The organism is Microbacterium sp. ZOR0019 (genome assembly GCF_000800925.1).
GTDB classification, from domain to species: Bacteria; Actinomycetota; Actinomycetes; order Actinomycetales; family Microbacteriaceae; genus Microbacterium; species Microbacterium aurugineum.
In genome coordinates this window covers 1-23,434 of sequence record NZ_JRKC01000053.1, presented here as the reverse complement: position 1 = coordinate 23,434, position 23,434 = coordinate 1, and the positions used below count along the sequence as shown (strand labels likewise).

Below are 23,434 nucleotides of genomic sequence, written 5' to 3'. Positions count from 1 at the left end.
CGGGCGGCATGTTCACGCATGCCGCCCGCCTCTGATCCCCCTCGGACCAGTCCATGACCCCGGCGCCGGTCCCCCGACGCCGAGGTGGCCTCACACCGCGGTCGCCACGAGCACCCGGGGACTCCCCGGCAGAGCGACCTTCTCGCGCACCTCCCAGCCGGCATCACTCAGCCAGCCGCGCACCTGGGCTTCCGGATACACGACGGTCCCGTCGATGACGAGGTACTCCCCCGCATGCAGGGCGTCGAGTCCGCGCTGCGCCGGATCGTCGTCGAGGAAGAAGTCGAGCACGGTCAGGGTCGCCCCCGGTGCCGCCGCCGCTCGCAGATTGCGGAAGATCCGGGCGTTCTCCTCGGCACCGAAGCGGTGGATGACGTGGTTCGCGAAGATCGCGTCGTAGGCGCCCTCCGGCGCGGCGGTCGCGGTGTCGGCGACCTCCACCACGGCACGATCGGCGACCCCGGCCGCGTCGACCGCCTCGGCGACACCGTCTTCGAAGCCGGGCGCATACAGGAACGTCGTCCGCAGCTCGGGATTGCGCGCCATCACCGACAGCGCGAAGTCGGCCGAGAGGCCGCCGAAGTCGAGCGCGTGGGTGGCACCGGAGAGGTCGAGGTGACGGCCGAACTCCTGCGCGTGCAGGCGGTTGTACGTCATCACCCCCGCCATGAACGTCGCCCAGCGGGCGTCGTCCATCTGCAGGTCACCGGGCTCGGTGGTGTCGACCGTGTGCGCGAACTGGAGCCAGTGCGGGTAGCTGATCTCATCGAGGAACGTCAGGAAGGGCGCGAGGTCGATCGCGGCATCGGCACCGGTCAGATACGCGGCGGCGTCCGGGGCGACGGCGTAGCGCCCATCCGTGCGCACCAGGAGGCCCTTGGCGGCCATCGCATCGGCGAGCAGACGGGCGATGCGCTCGCTCACCCCGCACGCCTCGGCGATCGCCGACACCGTGTCCGCTCCGCCGTCGACGGCGCGGAAGAGGCCGATGCGGCTGGCGTGGAAGAGCTGCTTGGACGCCATGTACCCCGTGGCGATGTCGAGGATCCGTGCCGCATCCGCGGTGGGCGTGTCGGTCATGTGTGGGCCTTTCCCTATATTTCTACGATTGTTGGAATTAAACGGCAGAGGTGTTCCCGGTCGCGGTTGCGGCTCAGTCCGCCAGGAAGTCGCGCACGGCAGCACGGAACTCCGCCGTGTGCAGGGTGGAGAGGTGATCGCCGGGGACGCGCCGCACACGGGCGCTCGGGAGCATCCGCGCGAGGTCGTCGATCCCGGCCGCCATCGGATCGTCGGTGCCGCCCAGCAGCAGCACGGGCACGGCGATTCCCTCGGCCCGTGGCACGAACGGCTCTGCGGCGAGGCCCTCGATCAGGTCGATCAGATCGTGCGGACGGTTGCCGGACGACGACGCCATGTGCACGATCATGCCCGTGAGGGGATCCGTCGGCATGGCGCCACCGTCGACCGCGGCGCGCGCGGCCGCGAGGTCGACCTGCGCGAACGGCTCCCCCGCGCTGAGACCGCCGAGCACCAGGCCGTGCACGGAGACGCGCGGATGCGCCGCCAGATCCCACGCGAGGCGAGCCCCGAGTGAGTATCCGACCAGGTCGATCTCGTCGCTGCCGACGGCCGAGGCGAGTGCGTCCAGCACTGCGGTCGTGGGCGCCGGGCCGAGTGACGGGCTCCCACCGTGCGCCGGGAGGTCGACCACCAGGCGGGGACGGTCGCCGACGACGCCGGCCCACTCGTGATCCGGCCAATCCTGCGCTCCACGCGACGCGAGGCCGTGCAGGAACACGACAGGACGCCCGGTGCCCTGGTGGCGCTCGATGAACAGGGATGAGGTCATGACGCGCCGTCCTCTCGGACCCGGCGCGCCGCGCTCAGCGCAGGCGTGCCAGGAACTGGTCGATGTAGGTCTCGTAGTCGGCGATCCGCTCGCCGTCGGGGTACATGAGGTTGATGACGGTCGCACCGACCGCCGCCGAGATGTACTCGTTCGCGAGCGGGCCGTAGTCCTGATCGCGGATCGACCCCTCGTCCCGCGCGGCCTCCATGCGCTCGATGAGAGAAGCGCGCCAGGACGCCAGGTGTCCGCGATACAGCTCGGCCAGCGACTCGTTCGCCATGGCGTACTCCCACAGCGCGAGCAGCACCCGCCCCGCGGCGATCTGCTCCTGATCGCGAGGGATCGTCGCCTGCAGGAACCCCCGCAACGCGGCATCCGCGGACGCCGGCGCCTCGCCGGCGGCCTGCACGCCCTCGGACATCTGCTGGAGGATCGTCTCGAACGTCGCCGCGACGATGCTCTCCTTGCCCGGGAAGTAGTGCTTCAGCGCACCGTTCGCGAAGCCGGCCTCCGCCGCGATGCTGCGCATGGTCGCGGCCTCGAAGCCACCCTTCAGGATGATGCTCTTGGCGACCTCGACGATGTCCCGTCGACGCTGGTCGTGATCGATGATCTTCGGCATGAGGTCCTTCCGGCCGATTCCGAGGCATGGAGTGATCGGGCCTTGAGCTACCGTACCGCCGCATCGCGCACCTCCCGCAGAGCGAGCCACTGGGCACGTCGCTGACGCTGCGCGACCGGGTCGGCGACGGGCGAGGCGAGGCGCAGCCGCTCGGAGTACGGATGCTGCGGGGCACGGGTGATCTGCTCCCCCTCGCCGACCTCGACGAGCTCTCCGCGGTACATGACCGCCACGCGGTGACAGACGCGGCGCACGACTCCGAGGTCATGAGAGACGAAGAGGTAGGCCACGCCGGTGTCGCGCTGCAGCTCGATGAACAGATCGAGGATCGTCGCCTGCGTGGTGAGGTCGAGGGCGCTGACGGGCTCGTCGCACACGATGAGGCGCGGGCCGCGGACGAGGGCTCGGGCGATCGCGATGCGCTGACGCTGGCCGCCGGAGAACTCGCTCGGATAGCGATCCATGGCCGACTCCGGCAGGCGCACGCGGTCGAGCATCTCGCGCACCTTCGACTCGGCGGCTCTCGTGCCGATACCGGTGGTGAGCAGCGGTTCGGCGAGGATGTCGCCGATCGTCATCGCGGGGTTGAGCGATCCGTACGGGTCTTGGAAGACGACCTGCACGTCATCGGCGAGCGCACGCCGGGCACGGCCGCCGAGCCTGCTGATCTCCTTGCCGTCGAAGCGGATGCTCCCGCCCGTGACGGGTGCGAGGCCGAGGATCGCCTTGCCGAGCGTCGACTTCCCCGAGCCGGATTCTCCGACGAGGCCCAGGCACTCGCCCGGCGCGATGTCGAGGGAGACGCCGTGCAGCGCGCGGAAGGCGTGTCGGCCGCGGCCGTACTCCACGACCAGGTCGTCGACTTCGAGCAGGGCGCTCATGCGGTCACCTCCGTTCCGGTGCGGTCGAGTTCGGCGCGGCCCTCCGCATCGTCCAGGGACGCGGCGATCAGTTCGCGTGTGTACTCCTCGGCGGGTGACGCGAACAGCGAGTCGACCGGTCCTGTCTCGACGACGTCACCGCCGCGCATCACGATCACCCGGTCGCAGATGTCGGCCACGACGCCGAAGTTGTGGGTCACGATCAGCAGGGCCATGCCGTACTCGGCCTGCAGCTCTCGCAGGAGTTCGAGCACCTCGGCCTGCACCGTCACGTCGAGCGCCGTGGTCGGCTCGTCGGCCACGAGCAGAGACGGCTTTCCCGCGATCGCGCCGGCGATGAGCACGCGCTGCGCCATGCCGCCCGAGACCTGGTGGGGGTAGCTGCGCATGACACGGTCGGGGTCGGTGAGGCCGACGCGCAGGAGCATCGCGCGCGCCCGCTCCCTGGCCTCCGCCTTGCGGAGCCCGTGGGTGCGGCGCAGCGGCTCGATGAGCTGGTGGCCGATCGTGTACGACGGGTCGAGGTTGCTCATCGGTTCCTGGGGCACGTAGCCGATCTCACGTCCGAGCAGAGCGTGTCGCTGCTTCGGGGTCGCTTTCGTCACGTCGGCCCCGCCCACCCAGATGGCGTCGGCGGTCGCGCGCCCGCTGGACGGCAGCAGGTCGAGCACCGAGAACACGGTCTGCGACTTGCCGGAACCCGACTCGCCCACGATGCCGACGACCTCGCCTGGTGCCACGTCGAGGGTGACGCCGTGCACGACCTCGGTCTCGCCGGTCGGGGTGGCGTGCACGACCCGCAGGTTCTCGACGCGCAGCGCGGACTCCTCTGCGGTGTGCTGCGCGCTTCCGGTCGCGGGGGCGAGCGGCGTCGCGGTCCCGGCGGTGGTACCGGCCGCCGTGCCGGCACCGGTACCGGCAGCCGTACCGGCGGCCTTGCCGGACCGGCGGGAGACGCGCGGCGTGCGCACCTGCACCAGCTCGGCGAGCGTGGATCCCATGATCGCGAGCACCGCGATCGTGAGTCCGAGGGCGGCCGACGGCCACAGCAGCATGAGCGGGTAGGTGAGCATCAAGCGGAAGCCCTCGAGCATCATCGCGCCCCAGCTGGGCACGTTGGAGTCGCCGATGCCGAGGAACTGGAGGCCGGCCTGCATACCCATCGCGATGCCGGCGGTGAGGGCGGTCTGGATGATGACCGGCGGATACACGGCCTTGATGACGTGGCGGAAGATGATGCGTCCGTCGGACAGGCCCGACACGCGGGCGGCGTCGATGTAGGGCTCGCTGCGCACGGCCAGGGTCTGAGAGCGCGCGATGCGGAAGTAGCCGGGAACCATGAACACACCGACGGTGGCCATGAGCAGCTCGAAGTTGTTGCGGCTGCCCGCGGCGACCACGAGCAGGATGATCATTCCGGGGATCGACTGGAGAGCATCGCTGATCCAGGTGGCGATGCGGTCGAACGTGCCACCGAAGTAGCCGGCTGCGACGCCGGACGGCACACCGATCACGAGCGCGGTGACGATCGTGATGAGCGCGCCCCACAGGGTCGTGCGCGTGCCGTAGATGAGTCGGCTCAGGATGTCCCGGCCGGTCGAGTCGCCGCCCAGGAGGTGCTCGGGCCCGGGAGGCGCCTTGGCCGCGGCGAGGTCGACGAAGTTCGGGTCCATCGGCGCGAGCAGGGGCGCGAAGACCCCGACGAGCACGATGAGCAGGAAGATCGCCAGCGGGATGTATCCGCCGGGGTGACGGAGGAAGCGGCGGAAGAGGCTCGAGCGTCGCTTCTGCGCCGCTCGGTCGAAGGCGACCCGGATGTCTGTGGTGGTCACGCGACGCGCACCTTCGGGTTGATCCAGCCCAGCACGAGGTCGAGCAGGAGGTTGATGAGGACGACGAAGACGATCGAGATGACCGTGATGCCGAGGAGCATCGGGATGTCGCCGTTCTGCGAGGACTGGTTGGTGAGCTGTCCGAGACCGGGGAGGCTGAAGATCTGCTCGACCACGATCGCGCCGGACAGCAGCCCCACGAACATCAGGGCGATGACGGTGAGGGCGGCGGGCGACGCGTTGCGGAGGATGTGCAGGTTGACCCGGGTGGCGGAGAGACCCCGGCTGCGAAGCGTGCGCACCCAGTCCTGGCGGCTCTGCGCGATCACGGCGTTGCGCAGCTGCTCGGCGACGGCAACGATGCCGCCGAGGGCGAGCGAGATCGCCGGGAGGGTGATGGAGCGCAGCCATCCGTCCACGGATTGCGTCGGCGGCACGTAGCCGACGGCCGGGAACCACTTCAGCTGCACCGCGAGCCACATCACGAGCACGAGGCTCACCCAGAAGCCGGGGAGAGCGAAGAGCACGACCGAGATGCCCTTGATGACGCGGTCGAACCAGGTGCCGGGACGGAGTCCGGTGACCATCCCGAACGTGACGCCGACGACCGCGGTGATCAGCGTCGCGAACGTCACCACCGACAGGGTCACGGGGACCTTGATCGCGAGCTGTGCGCTGACGGGCTGGAAGTTGCGCCAGGAGACGCCGAAGTCGAGCAGAACCGCGTGCGAGAGCCAGTCCCAGAACTGCACGAGGAGCGGACGGTCGAGGCCGATCTTCTCGGCGAGCGCCGCCTGCTGAGCCGGACTCGCCGTGGTGCCCAGAAGCGAGGCCGTCGGGTCGCTGATGGCGAGATGGGCCAGGAAGAAGGTGCCGATCGAGACCGCGACGAGCAGGAGGATGCCGGACAGCACCCGCTTCGCCGTGAACAGGAACATGGGGGCCTCTCGGAGGATGGGGTCGGAGGGGGAAGGTTGCCGGGGCGGCCGGTGTCGCGGCCGCCCCGGCGGGCGTCAGCCCTGGGTGATGTAGCGGAGCGTCGGGAACATCATGCCCACGACGGGCTGCAGCTGGATGCCGGGCGCCGTGTAGTAGATGTTGTTCGCCTGGTACCAGACCGACCACCATGCCTGGTCGACGAGAGCCTTGTTGAGCTCCTTGACGGCGTCGGTCTGCGCGTCGCCGCGCTCGGTCTGCACCTTCTCGACGAGAGGAGCGATGACCTCGTTCTCCGCATAGTCGGGCGCGGGGTTGAACCACTGCACGCTGGTCACCTGGCGGGCGACGGTGGCGACGTCGTTGCCGTCCATCGCGAGGAACGAGATGAACATCGGGTAGTTCGGCGCGTTCAACTGGTAGTCGGGCATCTGCATGTTGTCCCACGTGACCTTCACGCCGAGCTCGTTGAGTGCTTGCTCGGCCGAGGGCTTCCACATCTCGAAGATGGGAGACATCGGCATCGAGATCTCGAAGCCGTCGGGGTAGCCGGCGTCCGCCAGCAATTGCTTGGCCTTGTCCATGTTGTAGGCGTAGGTGTCGTTGAGCGACGGATCGTTGATGGGGCCGCCGTCGGGGAACACCTGGTTGGTGGCGACGCCCGCTCCGCTGCCGACCGCGGCGAGGACCGCCGCTCCGTCGAACGCGTAGTTCAGCGCCTGCCGCACCTCGAGCTTGCCGAGCGGCTCGCTCTTCACGCCGGTGTGGTCGGTGATGACGAGGCCCGCCCATCCCGAAACGCGTTCGGCGGTGTTCCACCCCTGCTGCTTCGCCTGCTCGAGGTTGGCGACATCGCCGTACTGCACGTTGATCTGGCCGCTGAGCATGGCGTTGTGACGGGCGGTGGCATCGGTGATCGGGAAGATCGCGAGCTCGGAGAAGGGATACGCGTCGGCATCCCAGTGGTCGGCGGTCTTGGTGAAGTGGTACTCGGCACCGGCGACGCTCGTCGCGCTGTCGAGGACGTAGGGGCCGGAGCCGATGGGCTCGCTGCCCAGCGTGCCCGCTTCGATGGCGGCCGGGGAGGCGACGTAACTGCGTCCGAGACCCATGAAGTAGAGGATCGTGTCGTCGCGCTGCGTGAGGGCGATGCGGACGGTGTCGTCGTCGACCTTCTCGAAGGAGGCGACGTTGACGTAGGCCTCACCCGAGCGGGCACCCGCCTTGAGGTACTCGAGGCTCGTGATCACGGCGTCGACATCGACCGGGGTGCCGTCGCTGAACACGGCGTCGGTGCGGATGTCGAGGTCGATGCTGAGGTCGTCGTCGGCGACGGTCCACTCGGTGGCGAGTGAGGGGATCGGTTCGCCGTCGGCGTCGAGGGCGATCAGAGCGTCGTAGACGGCGGAGAGATACGGGCCGTCGAAGCCGATGTCGGCGAGCGAGGGATCCCACGACGTGACGTCGAGGAAGTTCCCGATGTTGAGGGCGTCGGGGCTGTCGACCCCGCTGCCGTCGGACGGCGAGGGCGAGGCGCCGCCGCTGCAGCTGGTGAGGGCGAGCGTCACGGCGACAGCCGCGGCGAGCGCGAGGGGCATTCGTTTCATGATTCCTTCTCTCGGGTGCAGGGGGTGGTGAAGAAGGGTCGAGGTGCCGCTGATCGGAAGCCGGGTCCGACGTCACTTCGATGTGTCGTGCTGGTTAGTCTACATGCGTGGAAAAAGAGTGCAAGGGCGATTCTCCCCCGTGGTGTGCCGGACCATGCTCGGGGGCGCACCGGGCTTGACCGAGCGCGCAGGCATGAGCGCATGGACATGAGCGCGCGGGCATGAGCAGACCAGCACATCCCGAGCCGCACACGCAGGCAGCGGTATCCGGCGGCGATGTCAGGCGGCGATGTCGAAGCGCGCTCGACCGCCGAGGCGCGGGCTGCGCGCAGGGTCGACCGAGGCGGGAGGGATGAACCACACCCGCCCCACCGGACCGCCCCCATCGATACGGATGTCCCACCCGTTGTCATGCACTCGGTGATGGCAGGTCTCGCACAGCAGCACGCCGTTGGACAGATCCGTCGGCCCGCGGTCACGACTCCACCACCGGATGTGATGCGCCTTCGTCATCTCCGGCGGCAACCCGCACATCGCGCAGCCCCCATCGCGCTCCACCAGCGCCAACCGTTGCGATCGCGTGAACAAGCGCTTCTCGCGCCCCCAGTCGAGCACTTCACTCGCGGCGCCGAGCACACACGGAATCACACCCCCGCCGGCGGCCATTCGTCGCGCGGCTCCGATGCTGATCGGCTGCTCGACCCCGTCGATCTCCGCAGAGCCGGTGCCGGCCTCGAGATCATCGAGGCTCATTCTCACCACGATCGTCGCTCCTGCCAGCGGCACTCTCGCTTCACAGCCGAGCGCGTGCGCGGCGAACACAGAGAGCGCATCAGCCTGCAGCATCGGCACGGTGCGACGGTCGGCGTCGGGCGCGTCGGGCGCGGCCGCATCCTTCCTGGCGGCGAACGCGGCCGTCACGTAGCCACGGATCGCCGTCATGACAGGGGCAGCCGTCTCGGCATCGAGGACCGCGTTCAGATGCACCATCCCCTCACGCTCGTGGATGCTGAGTGATCGACGGGAACGCTGCTCCTCGAGTCGCGGCTCCACCCCATCCGGGTCCAGCCACGCCTCCGCCCGCACCACCAGCTTCCGCACATCGTCCAGCGCGAGCCCGAGCGCTTTCTCCACCAGCACACGCTCTGCCTCGGCGACGCGCGTCAGGCCCACCGCGACGCGACATCTATCGAGCAATGAGATGATCACCGCCGCCGACTGAGCGCTCAGCATTCCCGCGCCGAGCGCCTCCCGCACGACCGGGTATCTCGCCGGCAGCGGCGCTCCCAGGAGGTCTGCACGCGGAGCAACGGCCTCCCCCACCTTCACGAGCCGGGTCGCATCACCGCGTGACACACCCACGGTTGCCGCGATCAGCGTCGCCGGATTGCGGAACCCCTGCTGCTTCGCGAGACTCTCGGCCCCGAGTTCGGGGCGGGACTCGCGAGAGATGCACGCGGCCACTTCGACGTGCACGGCATCCAGCCGGCGCTGGAGCACCCCGAGCGAAGCGCTGACCGCGATGAGCTGCTCTCGCGACAACTCACCCGAGTCGTCGGCATCAGCCCACGCCGCGTCGAGACGGGACATCGCCTCATGCAACACGGCCAACTTCGACATACCCAGATTTTATCGAAGAACCGCCCAACTTTCGTAGATTTGTTCGAATGAATGCCAGCATATCGCAGACCACCCAGGGGTCCTTCAGGCAATCCCAGAGCCACCCCCGCCCCGTCACGCAAGGTGCGCGGCGAAGCCGGATCCCTCAGTCGTCGTGAAGGGCTCTCTTCACCCGGAGCAATTCGGCCGCCGATTCGATCTCCGCTTCGCGCGGGCCTCGCATACCGGACCCGTTGGTCGGTGTGAGGATGAGGGAGAGCAATCCTCCGCGCACGTTGATGTCGAGCCGCCCATACGACATGCTCGTCTCGTTGCGCCGTGATACCGAAACGATGTCGCGAAGAGCATAATCCTGCCTCTCGACTGAATGGCGCGGCCTTGCCAGCCCTGCGTGGATGCACACCGTCAGGCGGTCCGGATGAACCAGCAACCACCCGGCGCTCACACGATCCGCGGGGGTACCATCCACGTCGAGATCGGCCCGCGAAAACGCGAAGCCGGCCAATGCTCCGGCACCCTGCACGTCGCGCGCGGCGGCTCGAACGAGCCACCGCCACCGAAGCGCGTTCCATCCCGCGGCAGCGATCAGAGCGAGTCCGGCGGCGGCGAACAGCATCACACTGCCGATCGATGCCCCTTGCAGCGCCGGGAGCACGAGAACGACGACGCCGAGGAGAACCGCACCGCACATCGAGATGTTGCGGCCGAGCGTCGTCAACGGCCCGTCGGGGGTGAGGCGAAGAAGCTCCACTCGAGAGAAGCTTCCCTCTTCGCTAGGCGACCCGTTGCGCGTCATCACCTCAGCCCACCCGCACGTCGGACACACCAAGCACCGTCACTCGCAGCTCCGCTCGTCCGGCGGTCGCCTCGGCTTCGAGGGGACTGCATCGGTCAAGCCACCGTCCTCCTCGACAGCCCGGCGTCTCGCATCAGCGCGTCTGTCGAGAATCAGATACCAGCCGACGAAGAAGACCACCAGAAAGAGGAATCCGCCGAAGACCACGGCCATGAGCAGCGTGGGCTCCGGGCTCATCTCATCTCCGCTCCCCCGACATCCCCGGCGGATCTCGGCGCGCCTCATGTTCCCACACCGGCAGCACGCAGCCCCAGAGCCTCCGCCCCCTCACCACGCCCCGTCGGCGCGTACCTCCCGGTCGACCCAGCAGTCGGCGAGCGCGGTCCGCACCTCGGCACCGTGGTCACCTGCGAGCGCGAGCGCCGCATGGTTCTCCTCGAGTTGCGCGAGGCGCGAGGCACCGAACAGCACGTTCGCGGTGGCGGGGTTCGACAGGCAGAAGGCGACGCCGAGCGCGGCCGGCGTGACCCCGAACTCTCCCGCGACCCGCGCGACCTCGGGGTACACGGCGGCGATCTGCTCCCGGATGCCTCCCACGTCGGCACCGATCTTCCGCTCTGGCATGCGTCCGGTGGCGAGGATTCCGCCCTCGAACACGTCCGACGCCTGGAGCGTGAGAGTCCCCTCGGCGAACAGCGGACCGTAGGCGTCCCCCTCCGCCATCGATCGCCGAGCGATCCCGTACTTCAACTGCGCGAACACCGGACCAGCCATGCCGTGCTCCGCGGCGACGGCGAGCGCCTCCCGCGTGTGCTCGATTCGCCAGTTGTTGATGCCCCAGGAGCCCACGAGCCCCTCGGCGATCAGCTCGTTCACGTCGGCGACGAGGCGCGGCAGGTCCGGAGCGTCGAGGTAGTCCCCCACGACGAGGGTGTCGAACCGGTCGAGGCCCGCTCGCTCCAGAGACTCGACCAGTTGCGCGCGGAAGCCCTGGTTCGGCCAGTCCCACAGCCAGAGCTTGCCGCACAGCACGATGTCATCGCGGTCGACGCCGCTCGCTCTCAGAGCCTGCCCGAAGAGGATGTCGGTCTTCGAGTTCTCGGAGTGCGGACCCATGTTGTAGTACGCGACGTCGAAGAAGCCGGCGTCCAGCTCGACCGCCCGACGGATCAGCGCCACCGCGTCGTCGGGCGCCATCCGATCCCAGGTGTTCCAGGATCCGAGCGCCAGCGGGGGCACCGGGGCGCCCGGGGAATCCAGAGGCTTCCAGGGATATGTCGTTTCGGGCATGAAGGCTCCTTCGCCGTCTCGAGACACGGGGTTGTGTTTTTCTATGTATGTAGAATATAACGGAGACATCCCGTCAGAACCGCCGTCAGTGAGGACGAACATGACCGTATCCCCCCGCCGCATCCTGGTCACCGGCGGCGCGTCCGGCCTCGGCCGTGGCATCGCCACCGCGTTCCGCGACCGTGGAGACGAGGTCTTCATCGGCGATGTGAACGCGGACGCCGCCACGGCGATCGCCGCCGAGATCGGCGCCACGGCGCTCACCCTCGACATCGGCGACGAGTCCTCCGTGCGCGCCGCAGCCGAACGACTCACTGCCGACGGCGGCATCGATGTCCTGGTCAACAACGCGGGCATCGTCGCCGGCGGCGGCACCCTGCAGGAAGTGCCGGTCGACGTCGTCGACGCGGCCCTGCGGGTCAACGTGCGCGGAACCTTCCTCATGCTCCGGATCTTCGGCGCGCTGCTCGCCGACGCAGGACGCGGCGCGATCGTCAACATCTCGTCCATCGGCGCACGGCAGCCCACCCCCGGACTGGGGCACTACGAGGCGACGAAGGCCGCGGTCGACGCCCTCACCCGCACCGCTGCGATCGAGCTCGCCGCCTCGGGCGTCCGGGTCAACGCGGTGGCGCCCGGCCCCGTGCTCACGCCTCTCACCGCGGACTTCGCCTCGAACCCGCAAGCCCGTGCGGCGTGGGAGTCCCGCATCCCGCTCGGCTCCATCGCCGAGGTCGACCAGATCACTCCGCTCGTGCTGTTCCTCGCGAGCGACGCCGCCAGCCACATCACCGGAGTCTCCGTCCCCGTCGACGGCGGACAGCTCCTGATCTGACGCGGGATCGATTCCGCACCTTCCCGTCCCCTCCGAGGCCCCTTTCTGATCCGCCACCCGCCCCGCTGATCCGCCACCCGCCCCGCTGACCCGCTCGCCCGCGACTGGAGAACCGCATGCCCCTCCCCACCCGCACCAAGGCCGCCGTGCTCACCGCGCACGGCGAGCCGCTCACCCTGCAGGACCTGCCTCTCCCCGCCGAGATCGAAGCGGGCGCCGCGCTCGTGCGCATCGCGTGCACCACGCTGTGCGGCACCGACATCGAGATCTGGGAGGGACGGATGACCTTCCCCGGCATGCTCCCGATGGTGCTCGGCCACGAGATGGTCGGCGAGATCGTCGCCACCGGCCCCGACACGAAGGACGCTCTGGGCCGCCCCCTCTCCCCCGGCGACCGCATCGGCTGGTCCGAGTCGACCTGCGGCGAGTGCTACGGCTGTGTGGTGCTGCGCGAGCCCGTCGCCTGCTCCCGCCGCGGGTACGGCTTCCTGCAGCGTGCGGACGTGCCTCCGTTCGCCACCGCGGGACTCTCGGAGTACGCCTACGTGACCCCGGGGGCGGCCAAGCTGCTGCTCCCGTCATCCGTCAAGGACACCTGGGCCTCGATGGCCGGATGCGCGGCCAAGACCGTGTTGCGGGCCTTCGAGCGGGCAGGGCGCATCCGCCCCGGCTCGACCGTGGTCGTGCAGGGCGCCGGGGCGCTCGGCATCTTCGCCACGGCCGTCGCGAAGATCTCCGGTGCAGGCCAGGTCATCACGGTGGGCGCCCCCGCCTCCCGGCTCGAACTCGCCGGCCGCTTCGGCGCCGATGCGGTCGTCGACTTCCGCGACGGCCCGGTGGTCGATCAGGTGATGGCGCTCACGGGAGGGCGCGGCGCCGACCACGTGTTCGACTTCGCGGGTGCGCCCAGCGTCGGCCCTGACGCGATCGCGATGGCCGCTCAGCGCGGGACCGTCACGATCGTCGGCTCGACCGGTCCCGCGGGCGACGGCTTCCCGCTCAGCACCATCATGGGCAAGGAGCTCACGGTGGTCGGCTCACTCAACGGCGACATCTCCGACTACTCCCGTGCGATCGACTTCTTCACCGCGTTCGCGGATCGCTACCCCTGGGACGACCTCTTCAGCGCGCCGGTCGGCCTCGCCGACGCCTCCGCGAAGATCGCCCACATGCACGACCTCGATGAGGTCAAAGCCGTCATCGACCCGAGACTGTGAGGACTCCATGACCACTCCCCTCCTGCCCCGACGCGAGATCGGCCGCAGCGGCATCGACGCCTCGCTGTTCTCTCTCGGCTCCTGGCACACCTACGACCGGATGGACTTCGCCGACGCGGTCGCGATGCTCCGCGAAGCCGTGGACCGCGGTGTGAACCTCTTCGACGTGGGCGTGTACTCCGCGCCAGGAGCGCCACCGGTCTTCACCGACGTGATCTTCTCAGCGATGGTGCGCGCTGCAGGCCTCCGGCGCGACGACTGGCTGCTCTCGTCGAAGCTGTGGCTCGAGGCATTCGGCGACGACGGCTTCCGCCCCCAGCTCGAGAACGCGCTGATGCGGGTCGGCGTCGAGCACGCAGACCTCGTGATCCTCGGAGACCTGCGGCGCGACGACCTCGACCTGCGTGACCTCGTGCTCGACCTCGCCCGCCTCGCGGAGGCCGGCCTCATCCGTACCTGGGGTGTGAACAACTGGTCGGCATCGAGCATCCAGTCCCTGATCGACATCGCCGCGGCGGAGGGCGTGGCCGGACCGCAGATCGCGCAGTTGAAGTACAGCGTCTCCCGGCGCTCGATCCCCGACGGCGGCCCCTTCGCCCGACTGTGGGAGCAGGGGCTCACTTTGCAGGCCTCCGACTGCCTCGAGGGCGGCGTGCTCGCCGGCAAGATCAACGGCGACCGGCAGATCGGCCGCGACCCCGGTGACATCCGGGAGCGGATCATCCACGATGTGCCCGCCTTCACCGAGGTCGCCGCATCCCTCGACGTCTCACCCGCGCAGCTCGGGATCGCGTTCACCCTCACCCACCCGGCCCTCACCACGACGCTGTTCGGCGCCTCCAGCGGGGAACAGCTGCGCGCCAACCTCGACGCCGCAGCCCTGGTCGATCGGGTCGGCGGCGATCAGCTACGCCGCCTGGTCGAACCGTTCTGGGCCGATCGCGGGGTCGTCGACCCCGAAGGCCCCTGACCCGCCGCTTCGCCCTTCCATCCAAGGAGAACCATGACCGCCACCGCCGCCGGACGCCCGACCGTCACCCCCGTGCCCTTCGACCCCGAGGTGCAGGCCGTGCTCGACGAACTCGCGAAGAACCCACAGCCGGCGCTCACCCGCGACACCCTTCCGCGCGACGGCGTCGACCGGATGTTCCCCGACAACGACGCCGTGATCGCCGGGCGCGACATCGAGTGGGAGGACCGCGCCATCCCCGGTCCCGCCGGAGCACCCGACCTCGAGATCACGGTGTTCCGCCCCGCCGGCGTCCACGGGGAGGTGCTCCCCGGTTTCGTGAACATCCACGGCGGCGGCATGATCGTCGGCCACCGCTCGTGGGAGACCGGCCGCGTGGTCGACATCGTCGACGAACACCGGGTCGTCGCCGTCAACGTCGAGTATCGCCTCGCTCCGGAGAACCCCTACCCCGCGGGCGTCGAGGACTGCTACGCCGCCTTCGTATGGGTTCATGAGCACGCCGCGGAACTCGGCATCGACCCGGAGCGCCTCATCGTCGGAGGAGGCAGTGCGGGCGGAGGGCTGACAGCCGCTGTCGCCCTCATGGCGCGCGACCGACAGGGGCCCGTCATGGCCGGGCAGCTCTTGCTGTGCCCGATGATCGACAACACGAACACCAGCGTCGCGAGCCGCCAGTACGACGGCATCGGCACCTGGCAGCGCGAGATGAACCTGCTGGCGTGGTCGTGCGTGCTGGGCGACGACCTCGCCTTCCACCCGGACGCTCCCGCCTACGCCGCCCCCAGCCGCGCGATCGATGTGTCGGGGCTCCCGCCCGCCTTCGTCGAAGTCGGCGAGGCCGAGGCCTTCCGCGATGAGGACACGGAGTACGCGCTGCGCATCTGGGCCACCGGAGGACAGGCCGAACTGCATGTCTGGGGCGGCGGAGCGCACGGCTTCGACATGTACATGCCGGAGGCTGAGGTCTCCCGAGCCGCTCTCGCCGCTCGCGCCTCGTGGTTGCGTCGCATCTGGCGGGCAGACCGATGACCGCGCCGCTGCCGGTCCCGTATGACCCGGAGCTCGTCGCCGGCCTCGACGCTTTCGTCGGGATGGTGGAGATCATCCCGCTGCGTGCCGACACGATCCATGCCAACCGCGACCACTTCGCGACGATCATCCCGCCCATAGCCGCACAGGCCGCGGGTCGGGAGGTCGTCTGGGAGGACCGTGTCATCGCCGGACCGCACGGGGCGCCGGACATCGAGATCACGATCGTCCGCCCCGCGCGCGCGACTTCCGTGCCCGCACCCGCGGTCCTGTCGATCCACGGCGGCGGGATGGTGCTCGGAACCCGGTTCTTCGGCACCGGCGAGCTCATCGACCTCGCCGAGCGGCACGGCGTCGTCGGAGTGGCCGTCGAGTACAGGCTGGCACCCGAGCATCCCGGTCCCGCGCAGGCGGAGGACTGCTACGCCGCGCTGGAGTGGATGGCCGCCCACGCCGACGAGCTCGGCATCGATCCCGCCCGCATCATCGCCTCGGGGATGAGCGCCGGCGGGGGCCTGTCGGCTGCCGTCGCGCTGATCGCCCGGGATCGCGGCGGTCCACACCTGGCCGGCCAGCTGCTCGGCTGTCCGATGCTCGACGACCGCAACGAGACCGCCTCCAGTCGGCAGTACGACGGCTTCGGCGCGTGGGATCGGAACAACAACGACACCGCGTGGGATGCCATCGCCGGGGACGACCGGTTCACCGACCACGTCTCCCCGTACACCGCGCCCGCCCGCGCCACGGACCTCGCCGGCCTCGCACCCGCCTTCATCGAGGTGGGCGCTGCCGAGACGTTCCGCGACGAAGCCGTCGACTACGCCCTGCGCATCTGGGCGACCGGCGGACAAGCGGAGCTGCACGTGTGGGCCGGCGGGTACCACGGCTTCTCCGGGTTCTCGCCCGAGGCCGAGGTCTCGAAGGCCGCCGTCGCCGCGCGGGAGAGCTGGCTGCGCCGCATCCTGCGCCTGGGCGGATGAGTCTCCCCGTTCCCGAGGAGCCGGCCCGCCCGCGCATGAGCACTCTGCGGGCGATGCTGGTGCTCGGGATGCTGGAGGCTTTCGGGCCGTTATCGATGGACCTGTATCTGCCGCAATTGCCGCAGCTCGCCGCGTCTCTCGGCACGACGGAGGCTCTGGCGCAGGTGACGATGTCGGCGTGCATGATCGGTCTCGGGCTCGGACAACTCATCGCGGGGCCGCTGAGCGATCGACTCGGAAGGCGACTGCCGTTGATGGTCGGAGTCTCCGCCTTCGCGGTGCTGTCGCTGGTGTGCGCCCTTGCCCCGAACATCGAGCTGCTGCTGATCGCCCGTTTCCTGCAGGGGCTCGCGGGCTCGGCGGGGATCGTGATCTGCCTGGCCATCGCACGAGACCAGTTCGAGGGTGTCGAGCTGTCGCGGATGCTGTCGCTGCTGTTCCTCGTCTCCGGAACCGCACCGATCATCGCGCCGGTCGTCGGTGGGCAACTCGCCCGGGTCATGGACTGGCGGGGCATCTTCGGCGTGCTCAGCGCCGTCGGGGTCGTACTGCTCCTCATCGTCGTGTTCGCCCTGCCCGAGACGCTGCCCGCCTCGGCGCGGCACGGCGGCGGCCTCGTGGTACTGCGGGATCATTCTCGTGCCGTGATCCGCGACCGGCTGTTCGTCGCGGTGCTGTGCGCGGCGGCGGGAGGCGGCGTCGCGTTCTTCACCTACCTGTCGATGTCATCGTTCGTCCTGCAAGACCAGTTCGGCCTCACCCCGCAGACCTTCAGTCTCGCGTTCGCGGCGGGGGCGCTGGCGAGCATCGTCGGCAGCCAGACCAGCAGGCTCGTCGTGCGGCGGTGGGGACCGTTGCGCGTCTATCTGGGTGGCATCACGGCGACGCTGCTCGCCACGACGACGTTCCTCGTGCTGACGCTGACCGGCACCGGCGTCTACGGAGTGATCGCTGCGCTGATCGGGTTCATGCTCTGCTCGGGAGTGGGTGGCCCGAACGGTCAGACCCTCGCCCTCGCGCACCACGGCAGCCGCGCGGGCACAGCCTCCGCCCTGCTCGGCATGGCGACCTTCCTGTTCGGGCCCGTCGTGGCGCCGATCGCGGCCGGATTGGGTGGCACGAACGCGGTCACGATGGCCGTCACCATGACGCTCGCAGCGGCCGCGGCCGCGGTCGCGGCCTGGGTGTTCGTTCGGCCGGCCGCAGGGCCTCAGTAGCCCGCAGCGCTCAGTAGCGAGCCGAGAACGCCCCGTCCGACTGGAGCAGCTGACCGGAGATCCAGCGCCCCTCATCCGACACGAGGAACTCCACGACCGCGGCGACATCCGCCGGACGCCCCAACCGCCCCAGAGGGGTCATCGCTCCGAGCGAGGCCCGCGTCTCGTCGTCCATCCAGCCGGTGTCGATCGGTCCCGGGTTCAGCACGTTCGCGGAGATCCCACGAGGACCGAGCTCACGAGCGGCCGAGATCACGAGCCGGTCGAGTGCGCCCTTCGATGCACCGTAGGGCAGGTTCCCGGTCACGTGGTCGCTGGTGAGTGCCACGATCACTCCCCCGTCGTCGCCGACCTGACGCGCGAAGGCCGCGATCAGCAGCAGACTCGCCCGCGCGTTCACGGCGACGTGCCTGTCGAAACTCTCCGCGGTGGTGTCGAGGATGCCGGACTCGACGTCGTGGGCGTGGCTCAGGATGAGCGCGGTGATGGGCCCGTGCGCGGCGACGACCGCATCCACGAGTGCGCCGGGGCCGTCGGGGGTCGCGAGGTCGGCGAGGTGGTCGGCGTCGTGGAGATCGCTGGTCACGACCGTCCATCCGGCCGCACGCAGACGAGGGACGATGCCGGCGGCGATGCTGTTCGCCCGGGCAGCGCCGGTGATCAGAGCGAGGGGCATCCGGCCACCGTACCGGAACGCACACGCGTCCCGCTGCCTTCAGAACCCCACGCACATGATCACGACGCCCGCTGCCATGGCCCACGATTCCGTCGCCAGCAACCGTGCCGTCCTGCCACGATGCACGGAAGGGAGGAACCACTCCGAGACGACGGTCCACACGACGACCCCGGCCACCCCGACCAGCATCACAACGGAGAGGACGCCGTTCATCCCGTGCCCGCCGTGGCCCGAGACCGCGACCTCCGCGCCCGCACCGGCTGACTCCGCCGCGCGCGTCGAGGCGCTCTGGAACGCGCAGACGGCCATCACGAGCGACCCGAGCGCCCGGTGACAGCACGCGGAGGCCGCCGAAGTTCCCCGAACGCCCATCGTTCCGAGCATCGCCGAGACCAGCAGCAGCACCCCGAGCAGGAGTCCCGCGAGCGCGTCGCCGGGTGAGACCGCGAGCGCCAGCATCGCCGCCGCCATGATCAGTGCCGCCTGCCGCCCCTGCCACGGCACCGCACGCCACGCACCGATGCAGGCGACCGCAGCGACGATCGCCGCCACAGCCATCAGCCACGGTGCTGCAGGGAGGAGGAGCTCCATCCGGGAAGTATATTGATCGATCGCTCAATAACGCTAGACCTAGGTCGGATGCGACAAGATGGGCACGTGCCCCGCATCGTCGACCATGATGAGCGCCGCCGGCAGATCGCCGAGGCGCTGCTCGTCGTCGCCGCTCGCGATGGACACGAAAGCGTCTCCTCGCGCGCCGTCGCCAAGGAACTCGGTGTCGCGACCGGCTCGCTCTGGCACTACTTCGACGGATTCGACGAGGTCGTGCGCGCCGCCGCCGCCGAGGTGACACGCCGCACCGACGCGCGCATCGCCGCCGCCACAGACGGCCTCCGGGGACTGGACCGGCTGCACGCACTGATGCGCGAGGTCCTTCCGATCGACGACGACACCCGCACGGAAGCGCACGTGGTCGTCGGCTTCTGGGGGCGCCTGGCCGCCCTCGCGCCGACCCCCGACGCGGGCGCCCCGACCCTCGCGACCTGGCAGGACAGCATCCGACTCGCCCTGTCCGAGGCCGTGGACGACGGAGAGCTGCGTGCCGACACCCCCACCGACGCCGTGATGGCCTTGCTGCGCTCGATCACGTACGGACAGCAGATCGTCGAGGTCACCGAACCTCAGCCCGCGGCGGCGCATCTCGCCGTCCTGGACAGCGTCCTCGCCCCCTGGCGCGCCTGAGCCCCGCGAAAACGGTGCTTGTGGACCTCCGGCGAGCCGTCGTATCATCATCGCAACCCGTTTATTGAGCACCTGCTCGAAAATAGTGAGGTCGATGATGTCCCACCACGCACCGCAGCCCGTCTCCCTCGACAAGATCGCGGCCCCGCACCCGCACGATCCGCTCTCGAGCGAGGAGATCGCCGCCGCCCGAGCCATCCTCGACGCGGCCGGACTCCTGACCGAGACCACTCGCGTGCCGATGCTGCTGCCCGATGAGCCGACGAAGCAGGAGTTCGCCGCCTGGACCCCCGGCTCCCCCATCGACCGCCGCGTCGACGTGACACTGCTCGACACGGCGACCGGCGTCGCAACCGAAGCCATCGTGTCGATCACCCGCGGCGAGGTCCTGCGCACCGAACGCGTGCCGAATGACGCCCCACCCTACGGCCAGCCGCAGTACCTGTTCGAGGAGTACGAACGCGCCGAGGCGATCGCGAAGGCCTCCCCCGAGTGGCAGGCGGCCATGACGCGCCGCGGCCTCGCCGACCACATGGACCTCGCGTTCTGCGGACCGCTCGCCCCGGGCTACACCGGTCGTGCCGATGAAGTCGGTCGCCGCGTGATCCGCTCCCTGACGTTCCTCAAGTACGACGAGCAGGACTCCCCGTGGGCGCACCCCGTCGAAGGACTCGTCGTGCACATCGACCTCACCTCGAACAGCGTCATCCGTGTCGAGGACCACGGCGACGTGCCCGTGCCCGCCGGCCACGGCAACTACTACCCCGAGGTGCAGGGCGAGGCGCGCACCTCGCTCAAGCCGATCGAGATCACGCAGCCGGAGGGACCGAGCTTCGCCGTCACCGGCTCGCTCGTCGAGTGGGAGGGCTGGTCGATGCGGGTCGACTTCAACGCCCGCGAAGGTCTCGTGCTGCACGACGTCACCTTCCAGGACCGCTCCGTGCTCAGCCGCGCCAGCGTTCCCGAGATGGTGGTCCCCTACGGCGACACCGCCCCCGGCCGCTTCTGGATCAGCTACTTCGATGCCGGCGAATATCTCCTCGGCAAGAACGCCAACCACCTCGAACTCGGCTGCGACTGCCTGGGCGTGATCCGCTACCTCGACGGCTACGTGGCCGACGACCACGGCAACCCGGTGCGCATCCCGAACGTGGTCTGCATGCACGAGGAGGACGACGGGATCCTCTGGAAGCACACCGACCTCGCGGGCCGCGCCGACGTGCGCCGCTCCCGCCGGTTCGTGGTCTCGTACTTCTCCACGATCGGCAACTACGACTACGGCTTCTACTGGTACTTCGGCCTGGACGGTTCGATCGAGGTCGTCGCCAAGGCCACCGGCATCGTGTTCGTGGGCGGCGGCGAGCCCGGCGTCCGGCAGCGCCACGCGACCGAACTCGCGCCCGGCGTCTTCGCGCCCGTGCACCAGCACCTGTTCTGCGCGCGACTCGACGTCGCCATCGACGGCGACCGGAATCGGCTCGTCGAGGTGGACGCACAGCGCGTGCCGATGGGGCCGGACAACCCGTTCGGCAACGCGTTCAGCTGGTCCGAGACTCCGCTCACGACCGAGACCGCCGCGCAGCGTGACGCAGACTCCTCCGTCGCGCGCGTCTGGGAGGTGCAGAGCACGTCCCGCATGAATCACGTCGGGCGACCGACCGCGTATCACCTCGTCCCCGAGCCCACCGCGCTGCTCATGGCCGATCCGGAGTCCTCCGTCGCCGCGCGCGCCGCGTTCGCCACCAAGCATCTCTGGGCGACGCGCTACGAACACGGTCAGATCTGGCCCGCGGGGCGGTATCCCAACGCACACCAGGGCGGCGGCGGACTCCCCGCCTACACGGCAGGCGACCGGTCGATCGACGGCGAGGACATCGTGCTCTGGCACACGTTCGGCCTCACGCACTTCCCGCGCACGGAGGACTGGCCGATCATGCCCGTCGACACCGCCGGGTTCCGGTTCAAGCCCAACGGCTTCCTCGACCAGAACCCCGCGATGGATGTGCCCGAATCCTCGCAGGCACACGCGGTCTCATCCGGCAGCTGCTGCGGCGGAGGCACCTGCACCTGCGAGCACTGACCGCGAATTCCTCCGCTCCGGTCGCATAAAGGTCGTGAATCCGAGCGAATAGCGTGCGAATTCGCGACCGGAGCGAACCAAGAGGTGCGAGTTCGCGACCGGAGCGAACCGGGAGCGGACGGAGCGGACGGGCCGGCGGAGGGAGGGTCAGGCGAGCGCGGCGATGGCGTCGCGGAGGATGCCGTCGGCACCCTCGAGAGCCGAGGCCGCGGACTGCGGCGACGCACCGCTGGCGAGCATCAGCAGGGCGAGCTTGACGGAGCCGTCCGCCCCCTCCAGAGCGGCGGCGGCTTCGTCGATCCCGACGCCGGCGAGCTGCGAGACCGTGCGGATCGACCGCGCACGCAGCTTCTCGTTGGTCGCGAGCAGGTCGACCATCACGCCGCGGTAGGTCTTGCCGAGGTTGATCATCGAGAGCGTCGTGAGCATGTTGACCACGAGCTTCTGCGCGGTCCCGGATTTCAGGCGCGTGGAGCCGGAGATGAACTCGGGCCCGGTGACGACTTCGATCGCGATCTCCGCGACGGCACCGATCTCGGATGCGGCGTTGGACGCGATCGCGACCGTGAGCGCCCCGACACTTCGGGCGTACTCCAGGCCACCGACGACGTAGGGCGTGCGTCCGGAGGCGGAGATGCCCACGACGGTGTCGCTCTCGGACAGGTCGAGCTCGCGCAGGGAGACACCCGCTGCGTCGGCGTCGTCCTCGGCATTCTCGACGGCCGAGCGGATCGCGGTCTCCCCGCCGGCGATCAGGCCGACGACCAGCGAAGGATCCGTGCCGAACGTGGGCGGGCACTCGCTCGCGTCGAGCACGCCGATGCGCCCCGCGGTCCCGGCTCCGATGTAGATGAGTCGCCCCCCGCGCCGGAACCGCGCCGTGATGCCGTCGACGGCGGCGGCGATCTCCTCGGCACGCTCGGCGACGGCTTCGGGTACGCGGCGGTCCTCGGCGTTCATCCTCCGCACGAGCTCGGCGGTGCCGAGGAGATCCAGGTCGCCGCGCTCGGTCGTGGAGGCCTCGGTGTCGAGGTTCTCCAGCACCGAGAGGAGAGCGGCGAGGCGGGGGGCGTCATTCGGCACGGTGCACGAACCTTTCATGGGGGAGATCATCACGACGCGCGAGCAACTGCGCGCCGTCGAGAGCGTCGCCCGCAGCCGGTACGACACGGCGACCGGCGGCGAGGAGGGAGGATCCGAGGGCGGCGCGGAACCAGGAGTGTTCGGCGAGTCCTCCGTGCACCACCACGTCGCAGGTCACGGCTGAGGCGGCGACCGCGGTCGCGGTGAGCAGCCGGACCCCCTCGGTCACGATGCCCGAGGCGACCGGGTCGCCCGCTTCCGCCGTGTCGAGGACGAGAGGCGCCAGCGTGGCGAGATGGCGGGCCAGCGGCGCGCTCCGGGCGAGCCAGCCCTGGATGTCGGAGGCAGCGCCGACCGGATCCGCGAGCGCGGCGGTGAGCGCGGTCGCCGGGCCGAGTCCGTCGTCCGCACGCAGCACGGCGCGAAGCCCCTCGCGGCCGAGCCACGATCCACTGCCGAGATCTCCGAGCTCGGGACCCCAGCCGTCGACGAGTCTGACGCCATCGGCGTCGATCCCGAGTGCCGCGGCACCGGTGCCGGCGATCAGGAGCACACCGGGCGCCCCCTCGAGGGCACCGGCATGGGCGGTGACGACATCGGAGGCGACGGCGACCCGCGCCGCGGTCGCCGCGGCCAGGCGCCCCGCGAGTTCCCGGGCGGCTTCCG

The 23,434-nt window shown here is 69.8% G+C and carries 23 protein-coding genes; 8 read left to right on the top strand and 15 right to left on the bottom strand.

The window, feature by feature from the left end; translation table 11 throughout:
* Nucleotides 1-90: 90 nt before the first annotated feature.
* The 11 genes from L978_RS11250 to L978_RS11200 all read right to left on the bottom strand — a co-directional run bounded on the left by L978_RS11250 (nucleotide 91) and on the right by L978_RS11200 (nucleotide 11,436).
* A complete protein-coding gene (locus L978_RS11250) occupies nucleotides 91-1,080 on the bottom strand; it encodes a methyltransferase family protein (protein WP_047523162.1) in 990 nt (329 codons plus the stop codon).
* Nucleotides 1,081-1,153: 73 nt separating this feature from the next.
* Nucleotides 1,154-1,852 (bottom strand): alpha/beta fold hydrolase, encoded by a 699-nt coding sequence (locus L978_RS11245; protein ID WP_047523161.1) that lies wholly within the window; start codon nucleotides 1,850-1,852, stop codon nucleotides 1,154-1,156.
* 34 nt (nucleotides 1,853-1,886) lie between these two features.
* Nucleotides 1,887-2,474, bottom strand: coding sequence for a TetR/AcrR family transcriptional regulator (locus L978_RS11240; RefSeq protein ID WP_047523160.1), 588 nt, complete (start codon nucleotides 2,472-2,474; stop codon nucleotides 1,887-1,889).
* A gap of 47 nt (nucleotides 2,475-2,521) precedes the next feature.
* Nucleotides 2,522-3,355 carry an ATP-binding cassette domain-containing protein gene (locus tag L978_RS11235; RefSeq protein WP_047523159.1) on the bottom strand — a complete coding sequence of 278 codons (834 nt, stop codon included), beginning with the start codon at nucleotides 3,353-3,355 and terminating at the stop codon, nucleotides 2,522-2,524.
* Complete coding sequence (locus L978_RS11230) at nucleotides 3,352-5,187, bottom strand: dipeptide/oligopeptide/nickel ABC transporter permease/ATP-binding protein (protein ID WP_052193629.1); 1,836 nt, start codon at nucleotides 5,185-5,187, stop codon at nucleotides 3,352-3,354. Before L978_RS11230 ends, L978_RS11235 begins: the two co-directional genes overlap by 4 nt.
* Nucleotides 5,184-6,125, bottom strand: coding sequence for an ABC transporter permease (locus L978_RS11225; protein WP_047523158.1), 942 nt, complete (start codon nucleotides 6,123-6,125; stop codon nucleotides 5,184-5,186). The genes L978_RS11230 and L978_RS11225 overlap by 4 nt, the downstream gene beginning before the upstream one ends.
* Nucleotides 6,126-6,200: 75 nt before the next feature.
* Nucleotides 6,201-7,730 (bottom strand): ABC transporter substrate-binding protein, encoded by a 1,530-nt coding sequence (locus tag L978_RS11220; protein ID WP_227991489.1) that lies wholly within the window; start codon nucleotides 7,728-7,730, stop codon nucleotides 6,201-6,203.
* Nucleotides 7,731-8,009: 279 nt separating this feature from the next.
* Nucleotides 8,010-9,350: an HNH endonuclease signature motif containing protein gene (locus tag L978_RS11215; RefSeq protein WP_047523156.1), complete on the bottom strand. Its 1,341-nt coding sequence runs from the start codon at nucleotides 9,348-9,350 to the stop codon at nucleotides 8,010-8,012.
* A gap of 145 nt (nucleotides 9,351-9,495) precedes the next feature.
* Nucleotides 9,496-10,101 carry a hypothetical protein gene (locus tag L978_RS11210; RefSeq protein ID WP_047523155.1) on the bottom strand — a complete coding sequence of 202 codons (606 nt, stop codon included), beginning with the start codon at nucleotides 10,099-10,101 and terminating at the stop codon, nucleotides 9,496-9,498.
* An 84-nt stretch (nucleotides 10,102-10,185) separates the two neighbouring features.
* Entirely contained in the window at nucleotides 10,186-10,383 is a 198-nt protein-coding gene (locus L978_RS11205; protein ID WP_047523154.1) for a hypothetical protein, read from the bottom strand.
* Between the two features lie 90 nt (nucleotides 10,384-10,473).
* Nucleotides 10,474-11,436: an aldo/keto reductase gene (locus L978_RS11200; RefSeq protein WP_052193626.1), complete on the bottom strand. Its 963-nt coding sequence runs from the start codon at nucleotides 11,434-11,436 to the stop codon at nucleotides 10,474-10,476.
* A gap of 100 nt (nucleotides 11,437-11,536) precedes the next feature.
* Between L978_RS11200 and L978_RS11195 the strand changes: the two genes are divergently transcribed.
* The 6 genes from L978_RS11195 to L978_RS11170 all read left to right on the top strand — a co-directional run bounded on the left by L978_RS11195 (nucleotide 11,537) and on the right by L978_RS11170 (nucleotide 17,687).
* Nucleotides 11,537-12,271 (top strand): SDR family NAD(P)-dependent oxidoreductase, encoded by a 735-nt coding sequence (locus tag L978_RS11195; RefSeq protein WP_047523153.1) that lies wholly within the window; start codon nucleotides 11,537-11,539, stop codon nucleotides 12,269-12,271.
* 116 nt (nucleotides 12,272-12,387) lie between these two features.
* Complete coding sequence (locus L978_RS11190) at nucleotides 12,388-13,488, top strand: zinc-binding dehydrogenase (protein WP_047523152.1); 1,101 nt, start codon at nucleotides 12,388-12,390, stop codon at nucleotides 13,486-13,488.
* Between the two features lie 7 nt (nucleotides 13,489-13,495).
* Nucleotides 13,496-14,458, top strand: a complete 963-nt coding sequence (locus L978_RS11185; protein WP_047523151.1) for an aldo/keto reductase — start codon at nucleotides 13,496-13,498, stop codon at nucleotides 14,456-14,458.
* A gap of 33 nt (nucleotides 14,459-14,491) precedes the next feature.
* Nucleotides 14,492-15,490, top strand: coding sequence for an alpha/beta hydrolase (locus L978_RS11180; protein WP_047523150.1), 999 nt, complete (start codon nucleotides 14,492-14,494; stop codon nucleotides 15,488-15,490).
* A complete protein-coding gene (locus tag L978_RS11175) occupies nucleotides 15,487-16,470 on the top strand; it encodes an alpha/beta hydrolase (RefSeq protein ID WP_047523149.1) in 984 nt (327 codons plus the stop codon). Before L978_RS11180 ends, L978_RS11175 begins: the two co-directional genes overlap by 4 nt.
* On the top strand, nucleotides 16,467-17,687 hold the full coding sequence (locus L978_RS11170; protein ID WP_231555047.1) for a multidrug effflux MFS transporter: 1,221 nt from the start codon (nucleotides 16,467-16,469) through the stop codon (nucleotides 17,685-17,687). Before L978_RS11175 ends, L978_RS11170 begins: the two co-directional genes overlap by 4 nt.
* Before the next feature lie 10 nt (nucleotides 17,688-17,697).
* On the opposite strand, the gene L978_RS11165 is transcribed toward L978_RS11170, so the two are convergent.
* Nucleotides 17,698-18,363: an SDR family oxidoreductase gene (locus tag L978_RS11165; protein ID WP_047523147.1), complete on the bottom strand. Its 666-nt coding sequence runs from the start codon at nucleotides 18,361-18,363 to the stop codon at nucleotides 17,698-17,700.
* Nucleotides 18,364-18,402: 39 nt separating this feature from the next.
* Entirely contained in the window at nucleotides 18,403-18,954 is a 552-nt protein-coding gene (locus L978_RS11160) for a hypothetical protein (protein WP_047523146.1), read from the bottom strand.
* Nucleotides 18,955-19,020: 66 nt separating this feature from the next.
* Between L978_RS11160 and L978_RS11155 the strand changes: the two genes are divergently transcribed.
* Together L978_RS11155 and L978_RS11150 are read left to right on the top strand one after the other, a co-directional pair.
* Nucleotides 19,021-19,605: a TetR/AcrR family transcriptional regulator gene (locus L978_RS11155; RefSeq protein WP_047523145.1), complete on the top strand. Its 585-nt coding sequence runs from the start codon at nucleotides 19,021-19,023 to the stop codon at nucleotides 19,603-19,605.
* 94 nt (nucleotides 19,606-19,699) lie between these two features.
* Nucleotides 19,700-21,685 carry a primary-amine oxidase gene (locus L978_RS11150; RefSeq protein WP_052193624.1) on the top strand — a complete coding sequence of 662 codons (1,986 nt, stop codon included), beginning with the start codon at nucleotides 19,700-19,702 and terminating at the stop codon, nucleotides 21,683-21,685.
* A gap of 147 nt (nucleotides 21,686-21,832) precedes the next feature.
* Here L978_RS11150 and murQ read toward each other — a convergent pair whose 3' ends face one another.
* Nucleotides 21,833-22,768, bottom strand: a complete 936-nt coding sequence (gene murQ / locus L978_RS11145; protein ID WP_047523144.1) for an N-acetylmuramic acid 6-phosphate etherase — start codon at nucleotides 22,766-22,768, stop codon at nucleotides 21,833-21,835.
* A partial coding sequence (locus L978_RS11140; protein WP_047523143.1) for an N-acetylglucosamine kinase occupies nucleotides 22,758-23,434 on the bottom strand: 677 nt, incomplete at its 5' end. The genes L978_RS11140 and murQ, both read right to left, overlap by 11 nt.

Excerpts from the sequence above, each read along its gene's own strand:
- L978_RS11170 (WP_231555047.1), top strand. The coding sequence starts at position 16,467 with ATGAGTCTCCCCGTTCCCGAGGAGCCGGCCCGCCCGCGCATGAGCACT.
- L978_RS11195 (WP_047523153.1), top strand. The coding sequence starts at position 11,537 with ATGACCGTATCCCCCCGCCGCATCCTGGTCACCGGCGGCGCGTCCGGC.
- L978_RS11225 (WP_047523158.1), bottom strand. The coding sequence starts at position 6,125 with ATGTTCCTGTTCACGGCGAAGCGGGTGCTGTCCGGCATCCTCCTGCTC.
- L978_RS11200 (WP_052193626.1), bottom strand. The coding sequence starts at position 11,436 with ATGCCCGAAACGACATATCCCTGGAAGCCTCTGGATTCCCCGGGCGCC.
- L978_RS11205 (WP_047523154.1), bottom strand. The coding sequence starts at position 10,383 with ATGAGCCCGGAGCCCACGCTGCTCATGGCCGTGGTCTTCGGCGGATTC.
- L978_RS11250 (WP_047523162.1), bottom strand. The coding sequence starts at position 1,080 with ATGACCGACACGCCCACCGCGGATGCGGCACGGATCCTCGACATCGCC.
- L978_RS11175 (WP_047523149.1), top strand. The coding sequence starts at position 15,487 with ATGACCGCGCCGCTGCCGGTCCCGTATGACCCGGAGCTCGTCGCCGGC.
- L978_RS11185 (WP_047523151.1), top strand. The coding sequence starts at position 13,496 with ATGACCACTCCCCTCCTGCCCCGACGCGAGATCGGCCGCAGCGGCATC.
- L978_RS11150 (WP_052193624.1), top strand. The coding sequence starts at position 19,700 with ATGATGTCCCACCACGCACCGCAGCCCGTCTCCCTCGACAAGATCGCG.
- L978_RS11240 (WP_047523160.1), bottom strand. The coding sequence starts at position 2,474 with ATGCCGAAGATCATCGATCACGACCAGCGTCGACGGGACATCGTCGAG.
- L978_RS11160 (WP_047523146.1), bottom strand. The coding sequence starts at position 18,954 with ATGGAGCTCCTCCTCCCTGCAGCACCGTGGCTGATGGCTGTGGCGGCG.
- L978_RS11245 (WP_047523161.1), bottom strand. The coding sequence starts at position 1,852 with ATGACCTCATCCCTGTTCATCGAGCGCCACCAGGGCACCGGGCGTCCT.
- L978_RS11235 (WP_047523159.1), bottom strand. The coding sequence starts at position 3,355 with ATGAGCGCCCTGCTCGAAGTCGACGACCTGGTCGTGGAGTACGGCCGC.
- L978_RS11165 (WP_047523147.1), bottom strand. The coding sequence starts at position 18,363 with ATGCCCCTCGCTCTGATCACCGGCGCTGCCCGGGCGAACAGCATCGCC.
- L978_RS11180 (WP_047523150.1), top strand. The coding sequence starts at position 14,492 with ATGACCGCCACCGCCGCCGGACGCCCGACCGTCACCCCCGTGCCCTTC.
- L978_RS11190 (WP_047523152.1), top strand. The coding sequence starts at position 12,388 with ATGCCCCTCCCCACCCGCACCAAGGCCGCCGTGCTCACCGCGCACGGC.
- L978_RS11220 (WP_227991489.1), bottom strand. The coding sequence starts at position 7,730 with ATGAAACGAATGCCCCTCGCGCTCGCCGCGGCTGTCGCCGTGACGCTC.
- L978_RS11215 (WP_047523156.1), bottom strand. The coding sequence starts at position 9,350 with ATGTCGAAGTTGGCCGTGTTGCATGAGGCGATGTCCCGTCTCGACGCG.